The sequence below is a fragment of the Vibrio sp. AIC-3 genome (assembly GCF_013114515.1).
GTDB classification, from domain to species: Bacteria; Pseudomonadota; Gammaproteobacteria; order Enterobacterales; family Vibrionaceae; genus Vibrio; species Vibrio crassostreae_C.
In genome coordinates this window covers 133324-153451 of record NZ_VTXG01000006.1, presented here as the reverse complement: position 1 = coordinate 153451, position 20128 = coordinate 133324, and the positions used below count along the sequence as shown (strand labels likewise).

General features: G+C 45.0%; 18 protein-coding genes. All 18 read right to left on the bottom strand.

Features of this window, described 5'->3' with window-relative positions; translation table 11 throughout:
• Nucleotides 1-10: 10 nt before the first annotated feature.
• The 18 genes from F0229_RS06870 to frr all read right to left on the bottom strand — a co-directional run bounded on the left by F0229_RS06870 (nt 11) and on the right by frr (nt 20041).
• On the bottom strand, nt 11-853 hold the full coding sequence (locus F0229_RS06870; RefSeq protein WP_017060728.1) for an endonuclease/exonuclease/phosphatase family protein: 843 nt from the start codon (nt 851-853) through the stop codon (nt 11-13).
• Between the two features lie 61 nt (nt 854-914).
• Complete coding sequence (gene glnB, locus F0229_RS06865) at nt 915-1253, bottom strand: nitrogen regulatory protein P-II (protein WP_017063373.1); 339 nt, start codon at nt 1251-1253, stop codon at nt 915-917.
• A gap of 130 nt (nt 1254-1383) precedes the next feature.
• Nucleotides 1384-1707 carry a cytochrome c gene (locus F0229_RS06860; RefSeq protein ID WP_170791809.1) on the bottom strand — a complete coding sequence of 108 codons (324 nt, stop codon included), beginning with the start codon at nt 1705-1707 and terminating at the stop codon, nt 1384-1386.
• 46 nt (nt 1708-1753) lie between these two features.
• Complete coding sequence (gene tilS, locus F0229_RS06855; RefSeq protein WP_171732511.1) at nt 1754-3088, bottom strand: tRNA lysidine(34) synthetase TilS; 1335 nt, start codon at nt 3086-3088, stop codon at nt 1754-1756.
• A gap of 124 nt (nt 3089-3212) precedes the next feature.
• Nucleotides 3213-4172, bottom strand: coding sequence for an acetyl-CoA carboxylase carboxyl transferase subunit alpha (gene accA / locus F0229_RS06850; protein ID WP_017060731.1), 960 nt, complete (start codon nt 4170-4172; stop codon nt 3213-3215).
• Between the two features lie 45 nt (nt 4173-4217).
• Complete coding sequence (gene dnaE / locus F0229_RS06845) at nt 4218-7697, bottom strand: DNA polymerase III subunit alpha (protein WP_171732510.1); 3480 nt, start codon at nt 7695-7697, stop codon at nt 4218-4220.
• 112 nt (nt 7698-7809) lie between these two features.
• Complete coding sequence (gene rnhB / locus F0229_RS06840) at nt 7810-8430, bottom strand: ribonuclease HII (RefSeq protein WP_017069379.1); 621 nt, start codon at nt 8428-8430, stop codon at nt 7810-7812.
• A gap of 48 nt (nt 8431-8478) precedes the next feature.
• Nucleotides 8479-9675, bottom strand: a complete 1197-nt coding sequence (lpxB, locus tag F0229_RS06835; RefSeq protein ID WP_171732509.1) for a lipid-A-disaccharide synthase — start codon at nt 9673-9675, stop codon at nt 8479-8481.
• Between the two features lie 129 nt (nt 9676-9804).
• Nucleotides 9805-10593 (bottom strand): acyl-ACP--UDP-N-acetylglucosamine O-acyltransferase, encoded by a 789-nt coding sequence (lpxA, locus tag F0229_RS06830; RefSeq protein WP_171732508.1) that lies wholly within the window; start codon nt 10591-10593, stop codon nt 9805-9807.
• 1 nt (nt 10594) lies between these two features.
• On the bottom strand, nt 10595-11047 hold the full coding sequence (gene fabZ, locus F0229_RS06825; protein ID WP_009847408.1) for a 3-hydroxyacyl-ACP dehydratase FabZ: 453 nt from the start codon (nt 11045-11047) through the stop codon (nt 10595-10597).
• Nucleotides 11048-11140: 93 nt separating this feature from the next.
• On the bottom strand, nt 11141-12172 hold the full coding sequence (lpxD, locus tag F0229_RS06820; RefSeq protein WP_171732507.1) for a UDP-3-O-(3-hydroxymyristoyl)glucosamine N-acyltransferase: 1032 nt from the start codon (nt 12170-12172) through the stop codon (nt 11141-11143).
• A gap of 5 nt (nt 12173-12177) precedes the next feature.
• Complete coding sequence (locus tag F0229_RS06815) at nt 12178-12678, bottom strand: OmpH family outer membrane protein (RefSeq protein ID WP_017056311.1); 501 nt, start codon at nt 12676-12678, stop codon at nt 12178-12180.
• Between the two features lie 27 nt (nt 12679-12705).
• Nucleotides 12706-15111: an outer membrane protein assembly factor BamA gene (gene bamA, locus F0229_RS06810; protein ID WP_017069384.1), complete on the bottom strand. Its 2406-nt coding sequence runs from the start codon at nt 15109-15111 to the stop codon at nt 12706-12708.
• Nucleotides 15112-15159: 48 nt separating this feature from the next.
• The gene (gene rseP, locus F0229_RS06805; RefSeq protein WP_017066403.1) at nt 15160-16518 is read right to left on the bottom strand and encodes a sigma E protease regulator RseP; all 1359 of its coding nucleotides are present in this window, start codon (nt 16516-16518) and stop codon (nt 15160-15162) included.
• A complete protein-coding gene (gene ispC, locus F0229_RS06800; protein ID WP_017060737.1) occupies nt 16515-17723 on the bottom strand; it encodes a 1-deoxy-D-xylulose-5-phosphate reductoisomerase in 1209 nt (402 codons plus the stop codon). The genes rseP and ispC overlap by 4 nt, the downstream gene beginning before the upstream one ends.
• A gap of 51 nt (nt 17724-17774) precedes the next feature.
• Entirely contained in the window at nt 17775-18617 is an 843-nt protein-coding gene (locus tag F0229_RS06795) for a phosphatidate cytidylyltransferase (RefSeq protein WP_102333430.1), read from the bottom strand.
• 15 nt (nt 18618-18632) lie between these two features.
• Nucleotides 18633-19385 carry an isoprenyl transferase gene (locus F0229_RS06790; protein ID WP_017063364.1) on the bottom strand — a complete coding sequence of 251 codons (753 nt, stop codon included), beginning with the start codon at nt 19383-19385 and terminating at the stop codon, nt 18633-18635.
• A 98-nt stretch (nt 19386-19483) separates the two neighbouring features.
• Entirely contained in the window at nt 19484-20041 is a 558-nt protein-coding gene (gene frr / locus F0229_RS06785) for a ribosome recycling factor (RefSeq protein ID WP_017060741.1), read from the bottom strand.
• Nucleotides 20042-20128: the final 87 nt, after the last annotated feature.

Sequence of the window (20128 nt, the reverse complement as noted above, 5' to 3'; positions counted from 1 at the left end):
TAGCTAATCACTATTTAGCCTTAAAGGTCACTCGCATAGGGTTATGATCAGAAGCGTCCGTAATGGGCGCTTTTGCTTTTTCTACCTCTAGCCCTCGATAGAACACATGGTCAAGCACCAGTCCTGTAATGAACTGAGTTCTGTTATCTGGCTCAAAGGCAACTTCCGTCAAACCAACCTTCTCCAACGCATCTTTCAATACAGCAAAGCGAGCTTCACTCCAGCTATTAAAGTCCCCAGCAAAAATAACCGGCCCACGATACTTTTGCAGATTGTCAGTTAAGCTCTTGAGCTGAGCCTCGTAATCTTCCGTACCAAAGGTAAAGTTCACAGCGTGGATATTAATCACAGCCAGCTCTTCGCCATTGTTTAGTTGGTAACGCGACCAAAGCGCCGATTTAGGCAGTTGAAGCCAAGGTTCTTCATGAGTATAAGCACACGCTTCAATCGGTAAATGGGTTGCTAGGTTGAGTACCCCAGCACTTTGCTCAAAGGCCTCAAACGCATTAACACGTGTGCTTCCCCACTGTCCGCTCATTACCCATTGGCGAAGTCCTTCTGTCATACTAGCTTCTTGCAGCAAGACTAAATCGCTACCTGCCGACAGCTTATTTAACTCACTCTGCCAATTATTTCGGTTTTGCTTGTAGATATTCCACACCGTAATGTCTAAGCCATCAGACACATCAATCGCTTTCGGTGCAGAGTTTTGGTAGCAACTGTAGATGTCGTTACTGGTACTTTGAGAGGAAATGATCAGGTTGGGTTTATTCGGGATCACGAAGATAAAATGAAAACTAACGACAGCAAGCGTTATCAATAACGTGATAACAATGATGGTTTTCTTAAACATACAGCACCCTACCAGAGATGAAAAAGGAGCGATAAACGCTCCTTTTAGGGTAATAGTTTTTTTATACGGCGTCTTCGTCTTCTTCGCCAGTACGAATACGTACCACACGTTCAACTTCAGTAATGAAGATCTTACCGTCACCAATTTTACCTGTTTGAGCCGTCTCAATGATGGTATCAACACATTGGTCAGCCACTTCGTCGGTCACAACGATTTCTAGTTTCACTTTAGGTAAAAAGTCGACCATGTACTCTGCGCCGCGGTATAGCTCAGTATGACCTTTTTGACGTCCAAAGCCTTTAACTTCAGATACTGTCATACCCGTAATACCCACTTCTGCAAGTGCTTCACGTACATCATCAAGTTTGAATGGCTTGATAATGGCTTCAATCTTTTTCATGTTCATCCCTTAAACTGTGCGAATGGCTCATTATCGGTTAGCTATAGTAAACATTCAATGAAAAAAGCCAGAGCTTTAAAGCTCTGGCTCGAAATTTATCATCTTGTTTAATCAGCGCTTTGAGAAGGTTTTACTTAAGGCTTGCGTAGTAAGCGGCTAGATTCGCGATGTCTTCATCACTCAGCATTGAAGCTTGAGCCTGCATTACAGCGGCCAAACCGCCGGTGCGCTGGCCATTCTTATAGGCCTTAATTGATGAAGCTATGTATTGCTCGTTTTGACCTTTAAGGTTTGGATAGCCAGGGATCACTGCGATACCGTCTGCACCATGACATGCCGCACAGATTGCTGCTTTAGCTTGACCCGCAGCAACATCAGCCGCCAGAGCGTTACCACTCAATAGTCCAAATCCAAGAACTAATCCTAGTGTAATTTTCTTCATTGCATATTCCATTAATTATTTTTATTAAAGTGACGGTGAATTGTGACATAAACTTTTTCTACTTGCTCCAAAGCGCTTCACAATCTTGACCTTCGTAGTTTTTATCTACGAATAAGCCTAAAACAGCGATCACTCGATCGCCATCCATTAATATCGGCGTTCTGCGTCTTAACCAACTGGGTACTTGGTACTCTTGAAACAACTTCTTAAGCTTCCTGCTATGACCGCGCCCAACAGGGTGTGCTGACAATCCCTCAGGGTTAAATATCACTCGCAGTGTTCCTCTCGTTGTGTTGAGACTAAAATGTTGCGCATCACAGTGGTTAGATACACCATCACTCGCCGCTGAAGTTAAGTGTAGTTCCCCTAAACCGTCAGGCAAAACTAAGCTCTCTTCCATCGAGATATCACTTTGCCAGTTCGACAAGTCTTTGGTCTCTTTTACGACATAGAGCTGATGATTAAAACGTCTAACCTCAACCTCATTCAACACCAGCTTAGGGTTGGCGTCTGCCTGAGCACATGCCACCTCATCCCATATAAGTTTGAGCTGCTTTTGGCTCGGCATCGGTTGATTACAGCGGCTCAGCCACATTCTTAATAAGCGTGCACGCAGTAAATCAGAGTACTGAGATAATACCTCAATACTTAAGCTGTGCTTCTCAGTCAAAGCTTGTTGTAAGTGAGATTCTAACAACTCATCCAACAGTAACTCTTGCTCTGCACATAGCTGAGCACTACGACTGACCGATTCTCGAAAACTAGGCCAACGCTCGGTCAGTGTCGGAGTGACTTGATGACGAATAAAATTACGGTCAAAGCGAACGTCTTGATTACTCTCATCTTCTACCCAAGTTAAAGCCATATCGCGCGCCGCCACTTCAATATCCGTTCTCGTCACCGACAGCAGTGGGCGAACGATATGAGCACCTGAAAATGGCATCACTTTCGCCATTGAAGAGAGCCCTTTCGGACCACTGCCACGCTTAAGAGCTAACAAGAAGGTCTCGACTTGGTCATCGATGTGCTGGCCTGTCACTAACACATCACCTTGTCTAATATGCTTTTTAAGGGCTTGGTATCGCGCGTCTCGAGCCAGCTTTTCAACGCTTTCTCCACGGCTAATATCTAGCGAGACTCGTTCAATGAACAAGGATACCGACAAAGCATCACACCATGTTTTGCACTGCTCTGCCCAATAATCAGCATTGTTGCTTAAGCCGTGGTGAACATGTACCGCACAGCAATCGATGTGATGGGACTTAGCGAATTGGGCAGCCAACTCCAACAACACTCGTGAATCGACACCACCACTGAAAGCGACGATCAACCGACAAGGCTTAAGCGCGCTTTGATCAAGTACAGATGTGAAGGTATCAATTAAGTGTGTCATGAGGCTAATAAACCAAGAGATCGTGTTTTAAGGGATAATGTTTTAATAATAAAAAAGGGTTGGCACTGAGTCCAACCCTTTCATCATTTGTTCGTATAGCTAGCCTTATCGCTAAGGCAAGTTATCAGCAGTAGCCGTAGCTCATTAGACGCTGGTAACGACGCTCAAGCAGCGTTTCGTTATCAAACTGCTCTAGCTCTTCTAGCTGTTTAACTAACATGTCTTTCATGTTTTGAGCGGTTTGTGCAGGGTCGCGGTGCGCGCCACCTAGAGGCTCAGGAATGATTTCGTCGATAAGCTCAAGCTCTTTAAGACGAGGAGCAATCAGGCCCATCGCTTCAGCTGCTTGTGGTGCTTTATCTGAATCGCGCCATAAGATTGAAGCACAACCTTCTGGAGAGATTACTGAGTACGTAGAGTACTGAAGCATGTTCACGTAGTCACCAACACCAATCGCTAGTGCGCCACCAGAACCGCCTTCACCCACAACGTTACAGATAACAGGAACTGAAAGGCCAGCCATCACTTTTAGGTTTTTAGCGATAGCTTCAGATTGACCACGCTCTTCAGCACCAACACCTGGGTATGCGCCCGCTGTGTCGATGAAAGTAATAATAGGCATGTTGAAACGCTCAGCAGTTTCCATTAGACGTAGCGCCTTACGGTAACCTTCTGGCTTTGGCATACCAAAGTTACGGATCACTTTCTCTTTAGTCTCACGACCTTTCTGGTGACCAATAACCATAACAGGACGGCCATTTAGACGAGCCATACCACCCACAATAGCTTTGTCGTCAGCGTAAGCGCGATCGCCCGCCATCTCTTCAAACTCTGTGAATGCATGCTCCAGGTAATCTTTGGTGTAAGGACGTTGAGGGTGACGAGCAAGTTGAGCTACCTGCCATGCACCTAAGTCACTAAAGATTTTCTGTTTAAGCTCTAAGCTTTTTTTCTCTAGTTGTTCGATTTCTTTGTCTAGATCTACCGCTGTGTCACCACCGTGACGCGAAACGTCACGTAGCGCTTCGATTTTTGCTTCAAGTTCAGCGATAGGCTTTTCAAATTCTAGAAAGTTCAGGCTCATCTATGAATCCTTGTTGATTCAGCTCCGCATTCGCGAAGCTAAATTTTAGTTAAATTCGAGTTCTACTTGGCTATTTCCAAGCAGCTGTTTTAATTCGTCTAGTAATGTATCACTTGGCGTCACGCGCCATTCTGTGCCCAATGTTAACCGCGCTCTAGCGTCGGCACGCTGGTAGTATACATTGACTGGGACCGTTCCGGCTCTATAAGGTTCTAAGATTTGACTAAAGCGTTCAAAAAATTGACCGTTAATTTGGGATTGGTCGATAGATATCGACACCCCACGAGCATATTTCTCACGGGCGCTTCCTAAGTCCATGACCTCGCGCGCGGACATTTTAAGCCCGCCATTGAAATCATCAAAGCTGACCTGTCCGGAAACGACCACAATTTTGTCTTTTTCGAGCAATTCTGCGTAGCGATCGAGCGCATCCGAGAACAACATCACTTCCATTCGCCCCGAACGGTCATCAAGTGTCATCAAACCAATTCGCGTGCCGCGCTTCGTCGTCATCACTCTCGCAGCAATCACCAAGCCTGCAATTGTTAGTGATTGGTCACGACGCGTTGGCGTGGCATCTTTCAAACGACAGCTGGTGTATTTCGCTAACTCTTTGATGTAAGCGTTAACCGGGTGACCCGTTAAATACAAACCAAGCGTTTCACGTTCACCTTCAAGCCAAACCTTCTCAGGCCATTTAGGCACTTGGGTATACTTGTGTTCAACCTCTTCCGGAGCGTCGGTCAACACGCCAAACATATCAGATTGACCAAAAGACTCGGCATGATGATGTTGACTCGCCGCCTTCACCGCATCTTTCAAAGATGCCATCATTGCCGCTCGGTGAGGACCTAATCTATCTAAGGCTCCGGATAGAATCAACTTTTCGATAACACGTTTGTTGACCTTCTTCAGATCAAGGCGTGCACAGAAGTCGAATAAGTCTTTAAAGTAACCGCCTTTATTTCGCGCTTCAATGATCGCTTCAATAGGGCCTTCACCGACCCCTTTGATCGCACCGATGCCATAAACAATCGCGCCATCTTCATCCACATTGAAACGGTATAAACCTGAGTTGATATCTGGTGGTAAAAGCTTGAGCTTCATACGGAAACATTCATCAACAAGGCCGATAACCTTCTCGGTGTTATCCATATCCGCTGTCATTACCGCAGCCATAAATTCCGCTGGGTAGTGCGTTTTCAGCCATAGCGTTTGATAAGAAACCAGTGCATATGCTGCGGAGTGAGATTTGTTAAAGCCGTAGCCTGCAAATTTCTCTACCAAGTCAAAGATCTTCATGGCCAGTTCGCCATCAACACCATTGGCTTCAGCGCCCTCTTTAAAGGTACCACGCTGCTTTGCCATCTCTTCTGGCTTTTTCTTACCCATCGCACGACGCAACATATCCGCTCCGCCAAGCGTATAACCAGCGAGGATCTGTGCGATTTGCATTACCTGTTCTTGGTACAGGATGATGCCGTACGTAGGTTCTAGTGTCTCTTTCAGCGATTCGTGTTGCCACGTTTCATCTGGGTATGAAACCGCTTCTCGGCCGTGCTTACGGTCGATAAAGTTATCTACCATGCCTGATTGCAGAGGACCCGGACGGAACAAGGCTACCAATGCGATAATATCTTCAAAACAGTCCGGTTGTAGACGTTTGATCAGGTCTTTCATACCACGTGATTCCAGCTGGAATACCGCAGTGGTTTCAGAGTTTTGTAGTAGGTTGAACGACGCTTGGTCATCCAGAGGGATCGATTCAATACGAACCGGCTCTTTGCCTTCCTTCTTTAAACGTGGGTTCACTAGGCCCAACGCCCAGTCGATGATGGTCAGGGTACGTAGACCCAAGAAGTCGAACTTAACCAAGCCAGCGGTTTCAACGTCATTCTTATCGAATTGCGTTACTGGGAAATTACCTTCAGCATCAGCATAGATAGGTGCGAAGTCCGTGATCGTAGTTGGTGAGATTACAACACCACCTGCGTGTTTACCGGCGTTTCGCGTACAACCTTCAAGGATGCGACACTTATCGATCAGTTCACGAACTTCCTCATCGCCATCGTAAAGCTCTGGTAATGCAGGTTCAGCAAGGAAGGCTTTCTCTAGTGTCATCCCCGGATCTGGCGGTACAAGCTTAGAAATACGGTCCACGAAGCCAAACGGGTGGCCAAGTACACGGCCTACGTCACGAATTACCGCTTTTGCTGCCATGGTACCAAAGGTGATGATCTGAGATACCGCATCACGACCATACATTTCGGCAACGTGATCAATTACTTGGTCACGCTTATCCATACAGAAGTCGATATCAAAATCGGGCATCGAGACACGTTCTGGATTCAAGAAACGTTCGAACAGTAGATCGTATTCAAGTGGATCAAGATCGGTGATATCCAACGCGTACGCCACCAATGAACCTGCACCCGAACCACGACCTGGGCCTACTGGCACATCGTTATCCTTAGACCACTGGATGAACTCCATTACGATCAAGAAGTAGCCGGGGAAACCCATGTTGTTAACAACTTCCAGTTCAACCTTTAGGCGCTCGTCATATTCTGGGCGGCGCTCCGCTCGCTCTTTTTCATCAGGGAAAAGGAATGCTAAACGACGCTCAAGGCCTTCTTCTGATTTTTTAATCAAGAAGTCTTCAATCGCTAAACCTTCGGTTGGGAAGTTCGGGAGGAAGTACTCACCAAGACGAACAGTGACGTTACAACGCTTAGCAATCTCAACGCTGTTTTCAAGCGCTTCTGGGATATCGGAGAACAGTTCACACATCTCTTCTTCGCTACGAAGATACTGTTGCGCGCTGTAGTTTTTTGGACGACGCGGATCGACCATGGTGTAACCATCATGGATCGCTACACGGATTTCATGGGCATCAAACAAGTCTTCAGTTAAGAACACCACTTCGTTGGTTGCTACAACCGGTAAGTCTTGTTGCTCAGCAAGTTCTAGTGCAAAGTGCAGATAAGACTCTTCATCGGCACGTCCGGTACGAATCAACTCTAAATAAAAGCGATCGGGGAAGTGAGTCTTGTAAAACTCGACACTGCTCGCGACGAGATCACGGTTACCTTTCAGCAATGCCTTACCTATCTCACCTTCTTTAGCGCCGGATAAGATGATCAATCCTTCAGCGTTTTCGATTAACCACTCTTTGTCGATCACCGGCTGATGTTGCACGTGACCGCGCAAGTAAGCTTTTGAAATCAGCAAGGTAAGGTTGTTATAACCTTTGTTATCAGACGCCAACACCGTCAGTTTCGTCAGTTCATCTCCAAATTCTGGAGATTGCATGAGGAAATCAGCACCAATAATTGGCTTAACCCCACACCCATGGGCAGTACCGTAAAACTTCACCAAACCACACAGGTTAGTGAAATCGGTAAGTGCTAGGGCGGGCATACCCATTTCAGCGACTTTCTTAACTAACGGTGGCACCTTAGACAGGCCATCCACCATAGAAAAGTCACTGTGTACGCGTAGGTGAACAAATTTTGGATCTGACATTATTTTTCCTGAGTTCTAGGCTAGGGCCTAGGATTACAACTGAGTGTATTCTATTTTTTTCTGCAGCAAGTAAGCAAATTTATTCGAAGCTTAGCTCTGAGCCATGTAGCGTTTAATCTATGCCAAGAATACGTTTTACTGGCTTAAAGCTCTTTCGGTAATGCTCGGTTACACCATGTTTTTCAATCGCTTCGAAATGCGCTTTGGTCGGGTAACCTTTATGCTTAGCAAAACCAAACTCTGGATGCAGTTTGTCGAGTTCTTCCATCTCTTGGTCGCGAACCACTTTAGCGATAATAGACGCCGCACTGATCTCTGCTACTCGTAAATCGCCCTTTACAATAGCCAGACCGTCCATTGGAAGTTGAGGAACACGGTTACCATCGATCAGTGCCATGTCAGGCTGAACGCTCAACCCAGCGATAGCGCGCTGCATGGCGACCATAGTTGCCTGTAGAATATTCAGCTCATCAATTTCTTGTGGCGAACAGCGACCAACAGACCACGCCAAGGCTTTCTCCTTGATTTCAGGAAGCAGAGCAAGACGCTTTTTCTCAGACAGTTTTTTTGAATCGTTTAAGCCTTCGATTGGATTATTTGGATCTAGGATAACCGCAGCAGTCACCACATCGCCTACCAATGGCCCACGACCTACTTCATCCACACCAGCAAACAACTGGTAGCCTTGCGGATATTCAAATGGAGGAAGCTCTTTTTTCTCTTTTACTGCCATGACAATTCTCTTTGTAACTTATAAGTCAGTGCTTTCTGAGGCTGCACTTTATGATTCAACAAACTCTCGACCAATCAATTTCAGTACTGCGTTAGCGGCTTGTTTGTCTGCGTCTTTACGGATCCAGTGATGCATCTCGGTAAAGCGTTCGATCAAGGCACTGTTATCGGCTGATAGCATTTTATCGACAGACGGGAACAAAAAGTCTGGATGGCACTCTTCAAGAATATGCTCTTTCACGATCTCTTCACCAGCCAAAATATTCGGCAGTGACACAAACTCAGTGATCGCCAATTTCTTAACAATGTAACCCGTCAGCTTATTTACTTTGTAACCAACCACCATAGGGCGTTTAAGCAACATACATTCAAGAGCCACGGTACCTGAAGCCAAGAGCACAGAATCAGCGGCGGTAATCACGTTGGTTGCCGTATCTTCGACTAACGTGAATTCAAGCTCAGGTGCGGTCGATTGCCAGATTTCAGTAAACTGCTTTTTACGCTGTTCGTTAACGAGCGCAACAACAAAATTGATATCCGGATACTTCTGCTTGATACGTTGGCAAGTTTCGATAAATGGTTGAGCAATCAAACCCATCTCACCACCACGACTACCCGGCAATACAGCTAACCATTGCTTGTCTTGATCTAAGCCTAACAGCTCACGTGCATCTTGTTTGCTTGGTTCTAAAGGAATAGCATCAGCTAACGTGTGACCAACAAATTCACAGGCAACGTTGTATTTATCATAAAACGCTTTCTCAAATGGCAGGAAGGCCAAAACCAAGTCGGTTGCTTTGTCGATTTTAAAGATACGTTTAGGACGCCAAGCCCACACGGAAGGGCTCACGTAATGAACTGTTTTAATGCCGGCGTTCTTAAGATCGAGTTCAAGTCTTAGGTTGAAGTCAGGCGCATCGATACCCACAAACACATCTGGCGGGTTTTGAGTGAAATACTTTACCAGCTCTGCTTTCACTTTTAATAAGCGAGGTAAACGGCCAAGTACTTCAACTAAGCCCATGACAGCCAGCTCTTCCATCTCGAAAAGAGACTCACAACCAAGCGCCTTCATTTTTGGTCCGCCAATACCCACGAATTCAGCGTTCGGGTACTGCGATTTGATTGCTTTGATAAAACCTTCGCCAAGCGTGTCACCAGAGAGTTCTCCGACAACGATACCTACGCGCAGTGGTTCATTCGAAACAAAGTCCGTGCTGTTGGTTGCTGTTTCTTGCTGTGCCATAGTTTTCCAATTCCCTTCTTGCCTAAAACAAAAAAGATCGCCTAATGATTAGCGATCTTTTTGTTATACCAATCTGATTAAGTAATTATTGTCATACTTACGCGGATTGGTACATAACCACATCGAGTATTAACGAATAATACCGCGCTCAGAGTTCTCTAGCATTTCAAGCATAGGTACTACCGAAGTAAACTCTTTTGCCATTTCCACTAAAGCCGCTTTCGCTTCTTCAAGTGTTTTACCTGAACGGTATAGCTCTTTGTACGCTTTCTGTAGTGCACGAATTTCAGGTTTCTCAAATCCGTTACGCTTCAAGCCTACTAGGTTAAGGCCGAATGGAGCCGCGTGGTTACCCTGTGCAAGCACGTACGGCAGTACATCTTGAACAACTGCAGAACAGCCACCAATGTATGCGTAAGCACCAATTGAGCAGAATGGGTGAATCGCAGAAAGTGCCATAACACCAGCGTAGTCGCCAACCGTTACATGACCGCCAAGAATAGCGTTGTTACCAATGTGAGTGTGGTTACCAACAATAACATCGTGCGCTACGTGAGCATTAACACAAAGTAAGTTGTCATCACCAATCACTGTGGTTGCTTTGTCTTGAACCGTACCACGATGGATTTGAACCGCTTCACGAATTACGTTGCGATCACCGATCACAACTGTTGTGTCTTCGCCGTCGTATTTCTTATCTTGGTTTTCTTCACCGATAACAGCGTGTGGGAAGATACGGTTTTCTTTACCAATGGTTGTGTGACCTTTGATCACAACGTGCGACATCACTTCAGTGTCGTCTCCAATGGTCACGTTACCAGCAATGTAAGTGAAAGGCCCAACCGTCACGTTAGCACCGATAGTTACATCACCTTCGATTACTGCTGCCGGGTGAATTTTCGCTGTTTCATGAATCATATTAAAACTCTCTACGAGCACATTTAAGTTCAGCTGAACATACAACTACGCCGTCAACCTTAGCAACACCATTAAACGATGCGATGCCACGACGTTCTTTTAAGAATTCAACTTCGATAACCAGTTGGTCACCAGGTACTACTGGCTTACGGAATTTTGCTTTATCAACACTTGCAAAGTAGTAAAGCTCGTTGCCAGAAGGCGCACCAAAAGATTTAAATGCTAGAAGGCCTGTTGCTTGTGCCATTGCTTCTAAGATCAACACGCCTGGGAATACAGGAAGTTGTGGGAAGTGGCCTGTGAACTGAGGTTCGTTAACAGAGACATTCTTAATCGCAGTCAGTGTTTTTTCTTTTTCAAAGCTAGTCACACGATCAACCATTAAGAATGGGTAGCGATGAGGTAATAGTTCCTGAATTTCAGTAATGTTCATCGTTGTCTGTTCAGTAGTCAAAGTCGTATTCCTATATATATTCTTTATTTAATTAGAAGGATTATAAACGAAAAAGACTCGCTGTACGCGAGCCTTTTATTAGAAATGCTGGAATTATGATTCCGCGCTCTTCTCGATAAGTTTTTCAACGGTTTTCAAACGCTTGTTCATTTCATCAATTCGATGAACACGCGTTGCTGTTTTACGCCAATCTTTATTTGGCTGTAAAGGAATACCTGAAGAGTACATGCCTTTCTCAGTGATGCTGCGCATTACCATCCCCATACCGGTGATTGTAACGCCATCAACGATTTCAATGTGACCATTAATCACACTGCCGCCACCAATAATACAGTACTTACCTATCGTCGTGCTGCCTGCGATGATAGTACCACCCGCAAGAGCAGAACCATATCCGATGTGAACATTGTGAGCAATTTGAAGTTGGTTATCTAAGATAACGTTATCTTCAATGATTGTGTCATCTAATGCACCACGGTCAATGGTAGTACACGCGCCGATTTCTACGCGGTTACCAATGCGAACAGAACCCACTTGCGGGATCTTAACCCACTCACCTTTCTCGTTCGCATAGCCAAAGCCATCAGAGCCAATAACAGTACTTGATTGGATCAGACATCCTTCACCAATCACAACTTCATGGTAAACACTTACGTTAGCCCACAGCTTAGTGCCTGCGCCAATTTTTGCATTTTTACCAATAAAGCAACCAGCACCGATGATCACATCATCACTAAGTACTACACCAGACTCAATCACAGCGTTCGCGCCAATAGACACATTTTGTCCAATGGTTGCTTCGCTAGAGATTGAAGCAGAATCAGCAATAGCCGCTGCGGGAGCAGGAGTAGTATCAAGCGCTTGAGCAACTTTAGCAAAAGCAACATAAGGGTCATTAACCACAATCACGTTAGTCTTGCACAGTTCACGCTCACTCTCTTTAACCATAATAGCGGACGCTTTACAGTCACCTAGGTGCTTGCTGTACTTCACGTTAGAAAGGAACGTAATGTTACCTTCTTGCGCTTTATCCATCGGAGCGACTGCTGAAACGGTAATTGTACCATCTCCGTGTAGCTCTCCCCCGGTAATCGTTGCCAATTCGGCTAAAGTCAGATTCTTCATAAAACTTATTTCAGTGCTTTAATTACTTTCTCAGAGATGTTGTATTCTGGCTTGCCGTATTGCAGAGCTTGAATATCAACGATCATGTCGTAGCCTTCTTTCTCTGCAACTTTCGTTACAGCATCTTGAATCACTTTGAATAGCTTCTGCTTCTCTTGTGCTTCACGACGTTGGCTTGCTTTTTCTAGTGCTTGAGCTTTGATTTTGTACTTGCTGTCTAGTTGGCCTACTTCGATACGTAGCTTCTCAACTTCGTCAGGACCTAGTAGCTCGCCATCACGCTTAAGCTTTTCAATCTTGGTTTTAGCTTCAGCTTGAATGCTCTGTAGCTCAGCTGCTTTGTCTTTGAACTCTTCCTGCATTTTTTGAAGAACAACTTCACGCTGAGGTAGAGCCTGGAATACTTGTGCAGTGTTTACATAACCCACTTTTTGCGCAGCTTCAGCAGCTGTTGCAAAGAAAGAAGAGCTAAGAACTACAAGGCCTAAACCTGCTGCTTTAATCATATTTTTCAAAATATTGTCCTTTAAATATTAGAAAGTTCTACCAATGGTGAATGTGAAGAATTCCTCATCATCACCTTCGTAAACTTTAATTGGTTTAGCTAGAGAGAAAACCAGTGGGCCCATCGGTGACATCCATTGAAGGGCTGCACCATAAGATGAACGGTAATTTGTTGGATCAGAGTAATCGTAGTAGTACTGGCCGCCACTGTTAGGTGCGCCACGGTCTACGAACTCGGTATCCCATACACTTGCCATATCGAAGAAGACACTGGTACGAATTTGGCTGCGCGCTTCATCAGAAGCAAACGGCGTTGGTACAATTAACTCTAAGCTTGCTAAGGCAACCGCGTTACCACCCACTGAATCATCAGTAGCGGTATCATAGGTTGGGTTATTACCTGTGCTGCTGCCGTAAACGGCTTTCGGGCCAGCTGAGTTAGAGCCAAAACCACGTAGGGTTGTAAAACCACCTGCGTAGTAGTTCTCGTAGAATGGGAACAAGTTATCGTTACCATCTGTTTGACCATAACCATTACCATAGCCTAATCGGCCGCGCATCAATAGTGTGAACTCATGCTTTTTGGTCAGCGGGATGTAATGTTTTACATCGTACTGCATTTTGAAGTACTGAGCATCAGAGCCTGGTACCGTCATTTTAGCGAAAGCACGTTGGTGGTTACCCTCAGTTGGGAAGAAACCACGGTTCAAATTGTTACGCGTCCATGAAATATTGATATCGAAGTCATCGGTTAAGATGTGCTCATCACCGTATTGGTCGATACTTCTCGCAAACTGTTCAACCTGGATATAAGTCGGTACGTTACCGATCTTGTTGTGCGTATAGCCAACACCGAACTCAATGCGGTTCAGCTCATCCATAGGGAAACCCCAGGTTAAGCTCGTACCATAACTTTGGTTGGTATAGTCGACGATGCCCGCTTCAGAGGCTTCAAATTCGTTGTAGAAGATCTTACCGCCTAAGCTCACACCATCCAGGTTCCAGTATGGGTCACGGTAGTCTAAGCTCACGTTTTTTTGGTAATCGTTCATCATGGCACTTACGCCAACACGGTTACCAGAGCCCGCAAAGTTGTCTTGTTGCAGGCCAACTTGGAAACTCACACCAGATTCAGTACCGTAGCCGACACCAAAGTTGATACTGCCTGAGTTCGCTTCCTTAACGTTGTAAACCAAATCAACTTGGTCTTCACTGCCAGGAACACGCACTGTTTGTACATCAACCGTTTCAAAGAAACCTAAACGGTTAAGACGGCTCTTACCGGTATCAATGGACTTAGAGTTAAGCCAGCTGCCTTCCATTTGACGCATTTCACGACGCAGTACTTCGTCTTTCGTTGAGTTGTTACCCGTGAATCGAATATCACGAACATAGATACGGCTGCCCGCTTCTACATTGATAACCAACGACACTTCTTTGGTCTCATCGTCAAATTCAGGAATCGTGCGAACTTGTGGGTACGCGTAGCCAGATTCACCAAGAATTCGTTTTACGTTCTCTTCCAAAGACGTTACCGAAGAACCGTTGTACGTATCGCCGTCTTCGAATGGCACTAACGCTTCGAAGTCAGCCTCACGACCGATTAATTCACCACGGAAAGAGACATCTTTAACGGTGTAGGCTTCGCCTTCATCGAGGCCAAGCGTGATGTAAACACCTTTTTTGTCTGGAGAGATCGCCACCTGCGTAGAGTCAACCTTAAACTTAAGGTAACCACGGTCAAGGTAGTAAGATTTCAGCGCTTCGATATCACCGGCTAATACTTGCTTTTGGTATTTTTCATCCGCAAGGAAATTCCACCATGCAACATCAACATTCAGATTGAAACGACTAAGCAGTTCAGAGTCAGAGAAGACTTCATTACCGATAAAGTTGATTTGCTGAATCTTAGCGGATACGCCCTCAGTAAACACAAACTTAAGGTCAGAACGGTTACGTGGCAGAGGTGTCACAACCGCTTTTACTGTCGCGTTGTACTTACCAACACTGTAGTAAAAATCTTCAAGGCCTTTTTCAATGTTACTCAGCGTAGTACGGTCAAGGGCTTCACCTTCACGAACACCAGACGCATCTAGGTTCTGCTGAAGCTGTTCTTCTTTAATCGCTTTATTACCAGAGAATGAGATGCTTGCGATGGTCGGTCGTTCTTGAACTTGAACAATCAATACACCTTCATCACGAAGTACTTTAACGTCCTCAAAGTTGCCCGAAGCATACAATGCACGAATGATCTCAGACACATCGCTTTCATCCACTTCATCGCCAATACGTACTGGCATTTTCAGTAGAGCTGCACCAAGTGCAACACGCTGTAAACCTTCGATCTTGATATCTTGAACTACAAAGTTTTGTGCTCCGTTCGCAGCCACACTAGTGGCCAATAGACTTGCGAACAGAATTTGCTTAATCGCCATACTTATTCTAATTATTCCTTGCTACTACCAATGCCTGTGAGAAACCATTCACAGACGAGTAAAATCGTTAAATATTGCCAGAGCCATCAATGAGAAGAGGATTGCCCCTCCCACTCTGTATCCCATTTCCTGAACTTTCTCAGGTACCGGTTTACGAGTAACGGCCTCAATAGCGAAAAACAGCAAATGTCCGCCATCAAGCATAGGCAGCGGAACCAAATTAATAATCCCTAAGTTAACACTAATCAGAGCCAAAAAGCCCAAGAAGTAAACCAGACCATAATCGGCGGTTGTACCTGCACCTTTAGCGATTGAAATAGGGCCACTCAAGTTGTTTAAGCCAACATCACCAACGATGAGCTTCTTAAGCATTGTCAGTGTCAATCCAATGATTTGACCTGTTTTATCAAATGCTTTTCCTACAGACTCAATTACACCAAATTGTAACTCAAAGCGATAATCTTCTGGCCATTCTGCGACTTCCGGAGCAATACCTGCATAGCCGATTGTCGAACCATCAGAAAGCTCGCGGCTTTTTGGCGTCATAACCAATGACTGCTCGGCACCATTTCGCAATACGACCAAGTCCAATGATGTCATTGGATTAGCACGAATTAACTCAACAACCGACTGCCACTGTTCAATAGGTTGCCCGTTAATCTCAACAATTTTATCGCCAGCTTCAAGACCTGCATCGTATGCAGCGCCATCATCAATGATTTGAGCCAGTACGGTCGATATCTCTGGAGAATACGGTCTAAAGCCCAGCGTTGTCATTGCAGATTCAGTTTCTGGGTTGAACGACCAGTCTGAAATATCCAATGTCATTTGTTGCTCAAAGCCGATGTCGTCTTGAGAAGCAACCGTCACTGTCATGGATTGATCACCAATGTGCGATATCAACCCCATATTGACTGATTCCCAATCTGCGGTTTTGATTCCTGAAATAGATTTAAGTTCCATTCCAGTTTCAATTCCGGCTTGTGCAGCAATAGATTGTGGAGTGACTTCACCAATCACGGGCTTAACCGCGGGTACGCCAATCAAAAATACTAACCAATATGCAAACACAGCAAAGATGAAGTTAAACGCTGGTCCAGCGCCAACAATCGCGGTTCGCTTCCACAATGGCTTTTTATCAAACGCGTACTGCTGCTCATCTTCTGATAGGTCATCGACACGACCGTCGAGCATTTTTACGTAACCGCCCAATGGAATCACGGACAAGCTGTATTCCGTACCATCTCGGCCTACTTTGCTCCAGATCGATTTACCAAAACCAATCGAGAATTTTTCAACTTTCACACCACAACGACGAGCGACCCAGAAGTGTCCAAACTCATGAACAGCAACCAGAATGCCAAGCGCTACGATAAAAGATGCGAAGTTCCACAGAATTCCACTCATGCTAGCTGCTCTTTAATAAATTGAATGGCTATTTGACGAGACATATTATCGAGCTCGAGAAGGCTTTCCAAGCTATCTAAGCCCTCAGAGTTATGTTGTTCACATACTTTGCTCATAACGTGTTCGTTAATGACAGCAATATCGGTAAACTTCACCTGATTGTTCAAGAAAGCATCGACCGCGATCTCGTTTGCTGCATTAATGGCTGTTGTCGCATGCTGACCTAAGTAGCACGCTTCAATCGCTAACCTCAAACACGGGTAACGACTGAAATCTGGTTCTAAGAAGGTAAGCTCACCCACTTTAGTAAAGTCTAAAGGCTTAACACCCGCCTCGGTACGATTAGGGTAAGACATCGTCAAAGCGATTGGCGTTGCCATATCTGGTTCGCCCATTTGAGCAAGCACAGAGCCATCCTTGTACTGAACCATCGAGTGAATCACAGACTGCGGGTGAATGATGACCTTTAACTGCTCCTGAGAAGCATTAAATAGCCATTTCGCTTCAATGTACTCTAGCCCTTTATTCATCATAGTCGCAGAATCGACAGAGATCTTAGGCCCCATAGACCAGTTAGGGTGTGCAATTGCGCGTTCAGGAGTCACTGATTCGAGTTCAGCCACATCGGTATAACGGAAAGGACCACCAGAACCAGTCAGAAGAATATGGTTAATGCCGTTTTCTTCAAGGTTACAGCGGCCTAGGTTAGTTTGTACGTTCTGCGGAAGGCATTGGAAAATAGCATTATGCTCGCTATCGACAGGAAGCAGCTCTGCACCGTATTTTTCCACGGCGTCGATAAACAACTGCCCAGACATCACCAAAGCTTCTTTGTTTGCAAGCAAGATACGCTTGCCCGCTTTAACCGCAGACATAGTAGGAAGTAAACCAGCGGCACCAACAATCGCGGCCATTACCGTGTCCACTTCCTCTAGAGAAGCAACCTGACACATGCCTTCAGTGCCTGAAAGTACTTTTACGTTAGGGTAACTCACGGACAACACTTCAGTCAGTTGAGACGCTGCATCAGAGCAAGCCATAGCAACATAGCTTGGTTGCCACTTTTCAACTAACGCCAGCATCTTTTCAACATTCGAGCCTGCAGCCAGTGCCACGACCGAATAGAGATCTGGGTTTTGCTCAACGACTTTTAGTGTACTTGCACCAATTGAGCCGGTAGCGCCAAGGATAGTTAGATTTCGCATCACATATGACCGTAGAAATGTAATAAAGGGCAGAATCACTGCCCTTTTTTATTAGAATGCTAAATAAAGCAGAGCAAAGACAGGGAATGCAGCCGTTAAGCTATCTATTCTATCTAGTATACCACCATGACCAGGAATCAGATTACTGCTGTCTTTCACCCCAGAAACACGCTTAAACATGCTTTCAACAAGGTCACCTAGAACAGAAATAACAACGGTCACAAGGGTAATAACAATCATGTGAAGTGGGCTTGTGAATTGGATGTCAAACAAGTCAGCAAAGATCCAAGCCACGATCACCGCAGTAACAATGCCACCGATAAGACCTTCAATCGTCTTATTAGGGCTTACCGCTGGTGCCATTTTACGCTTACCAAAACTCTTTCCTGAAAAGTATGCGCCGCTATCTGCAGCCCAAACAAGCAAGCAAACAAACATCACCAGTTTAGCACCGTGGTAAGGATCAGCATCGATACCGTTAGCACGCAGGATAACCACACTCCAGAAGAATGGCAGCAGAGTCAGCACACCAAAGGCGTGACGAAGAAGAGAAGAGTCTTTCCATGCAGGCATAGACTTAGGATAAGTCACCGCCATGCCACTCGCGATTACCCACCAAATCGAGCCAATCGTTAGAATGGCGTAGTGAGCAGTAGACAAGTTATTAAGGCTAAATGCATCAAAAGGGATAAAAGCAAAACTTGCAGCACTTACCACAACCGTTGGAATCAACGCTACATAACGTGATTTGCTTTCAACAAACTGAGTCCACTCCCAAAAACCCAATAGCGAGATTACCGCTAGTGAAAGAATAAATGTAGGAAGTGATAACTCGAAAATACCTAGAATAACTAGGGGAGCTAAAATCAACGCCGTAATAATTCGTTGTTTCAAACCAAAAAATCCTTATTAACTGTCCATCAGAGCTTTAATTTGCTCACCGGTGCATCCAAAACGACGCTCACGGTTAACAAACCAAGTCACAGCTTCTACTAAGCTGTCTTCATTAAAGTCTGGCCAGAATTGTTCAGTGAAATACATTTCGGCGTAAGCCAACTGCCAAAGCATAAAATTACTAATGCGGCATTCGCCACTGGTACGGATAAGTAGATCGACTTCAGGAATATCTGCCATTGTCAGGTGCTGTGTAATCATAGCTTCATCAATGTCATCTACATTAATATCACCAGACTTTACCTGTTGAGCAATAGAGGTCATTGCTTGCTGAATATCCCACTTACCGCCGTAGTTAGCTGCAATATTAATAACCATACCCGTATTGGTGCTAGTCAAAGCTTCCGCTTCTTCTATCTTCTTTTGTAGTCGATCATTGAAACGACTTTTATCACCAATAACACGAAGTTGTAGATTATTTTTATGAAGCTTTTTAACTTCACTCGACAGCACTGAAATAAACAGTTCCATCAAGATACCGACTTCTTCTTCAGGACGACGCCAGTTTTCGCTACTAAATGCAAAAAGAGTAACGGCTTTAATGCCAAGTCTGGCTGCAGAAGAGATAGTTTTACGAACGGCTTGAACACCGTTTTTATGGCCAAAGACGCGAGGCTTGCCCTGAGCTTTTGCCCAGCGACCATTACCATCCATAATGATAGCAATGTGTTTAGGAAGAGAGTCTGTGAACGCTTGAGAATTATGCATAAAAGAGTGAATCAAATTCTAATAGTCGAACAGAGTAGCATAAAAAAACGCTGCACCGTGAGTACAGCGTTTTTCCGGAAAGAAAAGAATATGGAAAATTAAACTTCCATCAACTCTTTTTCTTTAACAGCTAGAACTTCGTCTACGTTCTTAACCGCAGCGTCAGTTAGCTTTTGAATTTCGTCTTGTGCTTTACGATCTTCATCTTCAGAGATTTCTTTATCTTTAAGAAGTGCTTTTAGATCGCCATTCGCGTCACGACGGATGTTACGGATAGCAACACGGCCACCTTCAGCTTCGCCACGAACGATTTTAACTAGGTCTTTACGACGCTCTTCCGTTAGCGGTGGAAGTGGAACACGGATAACCGTACCAGCAGACATAGGGTTTAGGCCTAGGTCAGATGTCAGGATTGCTTTTTCAACTAGAGGAGTCAGTGTTTTATCAAACACTGTAATAGCTAGTGTACGTGCATCTTCAGCGATAACGTTAGCTACTTGAGTCAAAGGCGTTGGAGCACCGTAGTACTCAACAGTAAGACCAGAAAGTAGGCTCGGGTGCGCACGGCCTGTACGAATCTTTTGCAGGCTGTTTTTTAGTGCATCAACACTTTTTACCATGCGCTCTTGAGCGTCTTTTTTGATTTCGTTAATCACAATTTCACCTTGATTATGTTCTTTCTTCAAGAAAGCTTTTTATTTGGAGTGATAAGGATAAGCTTACCAAGGTACAACACCTCAGTA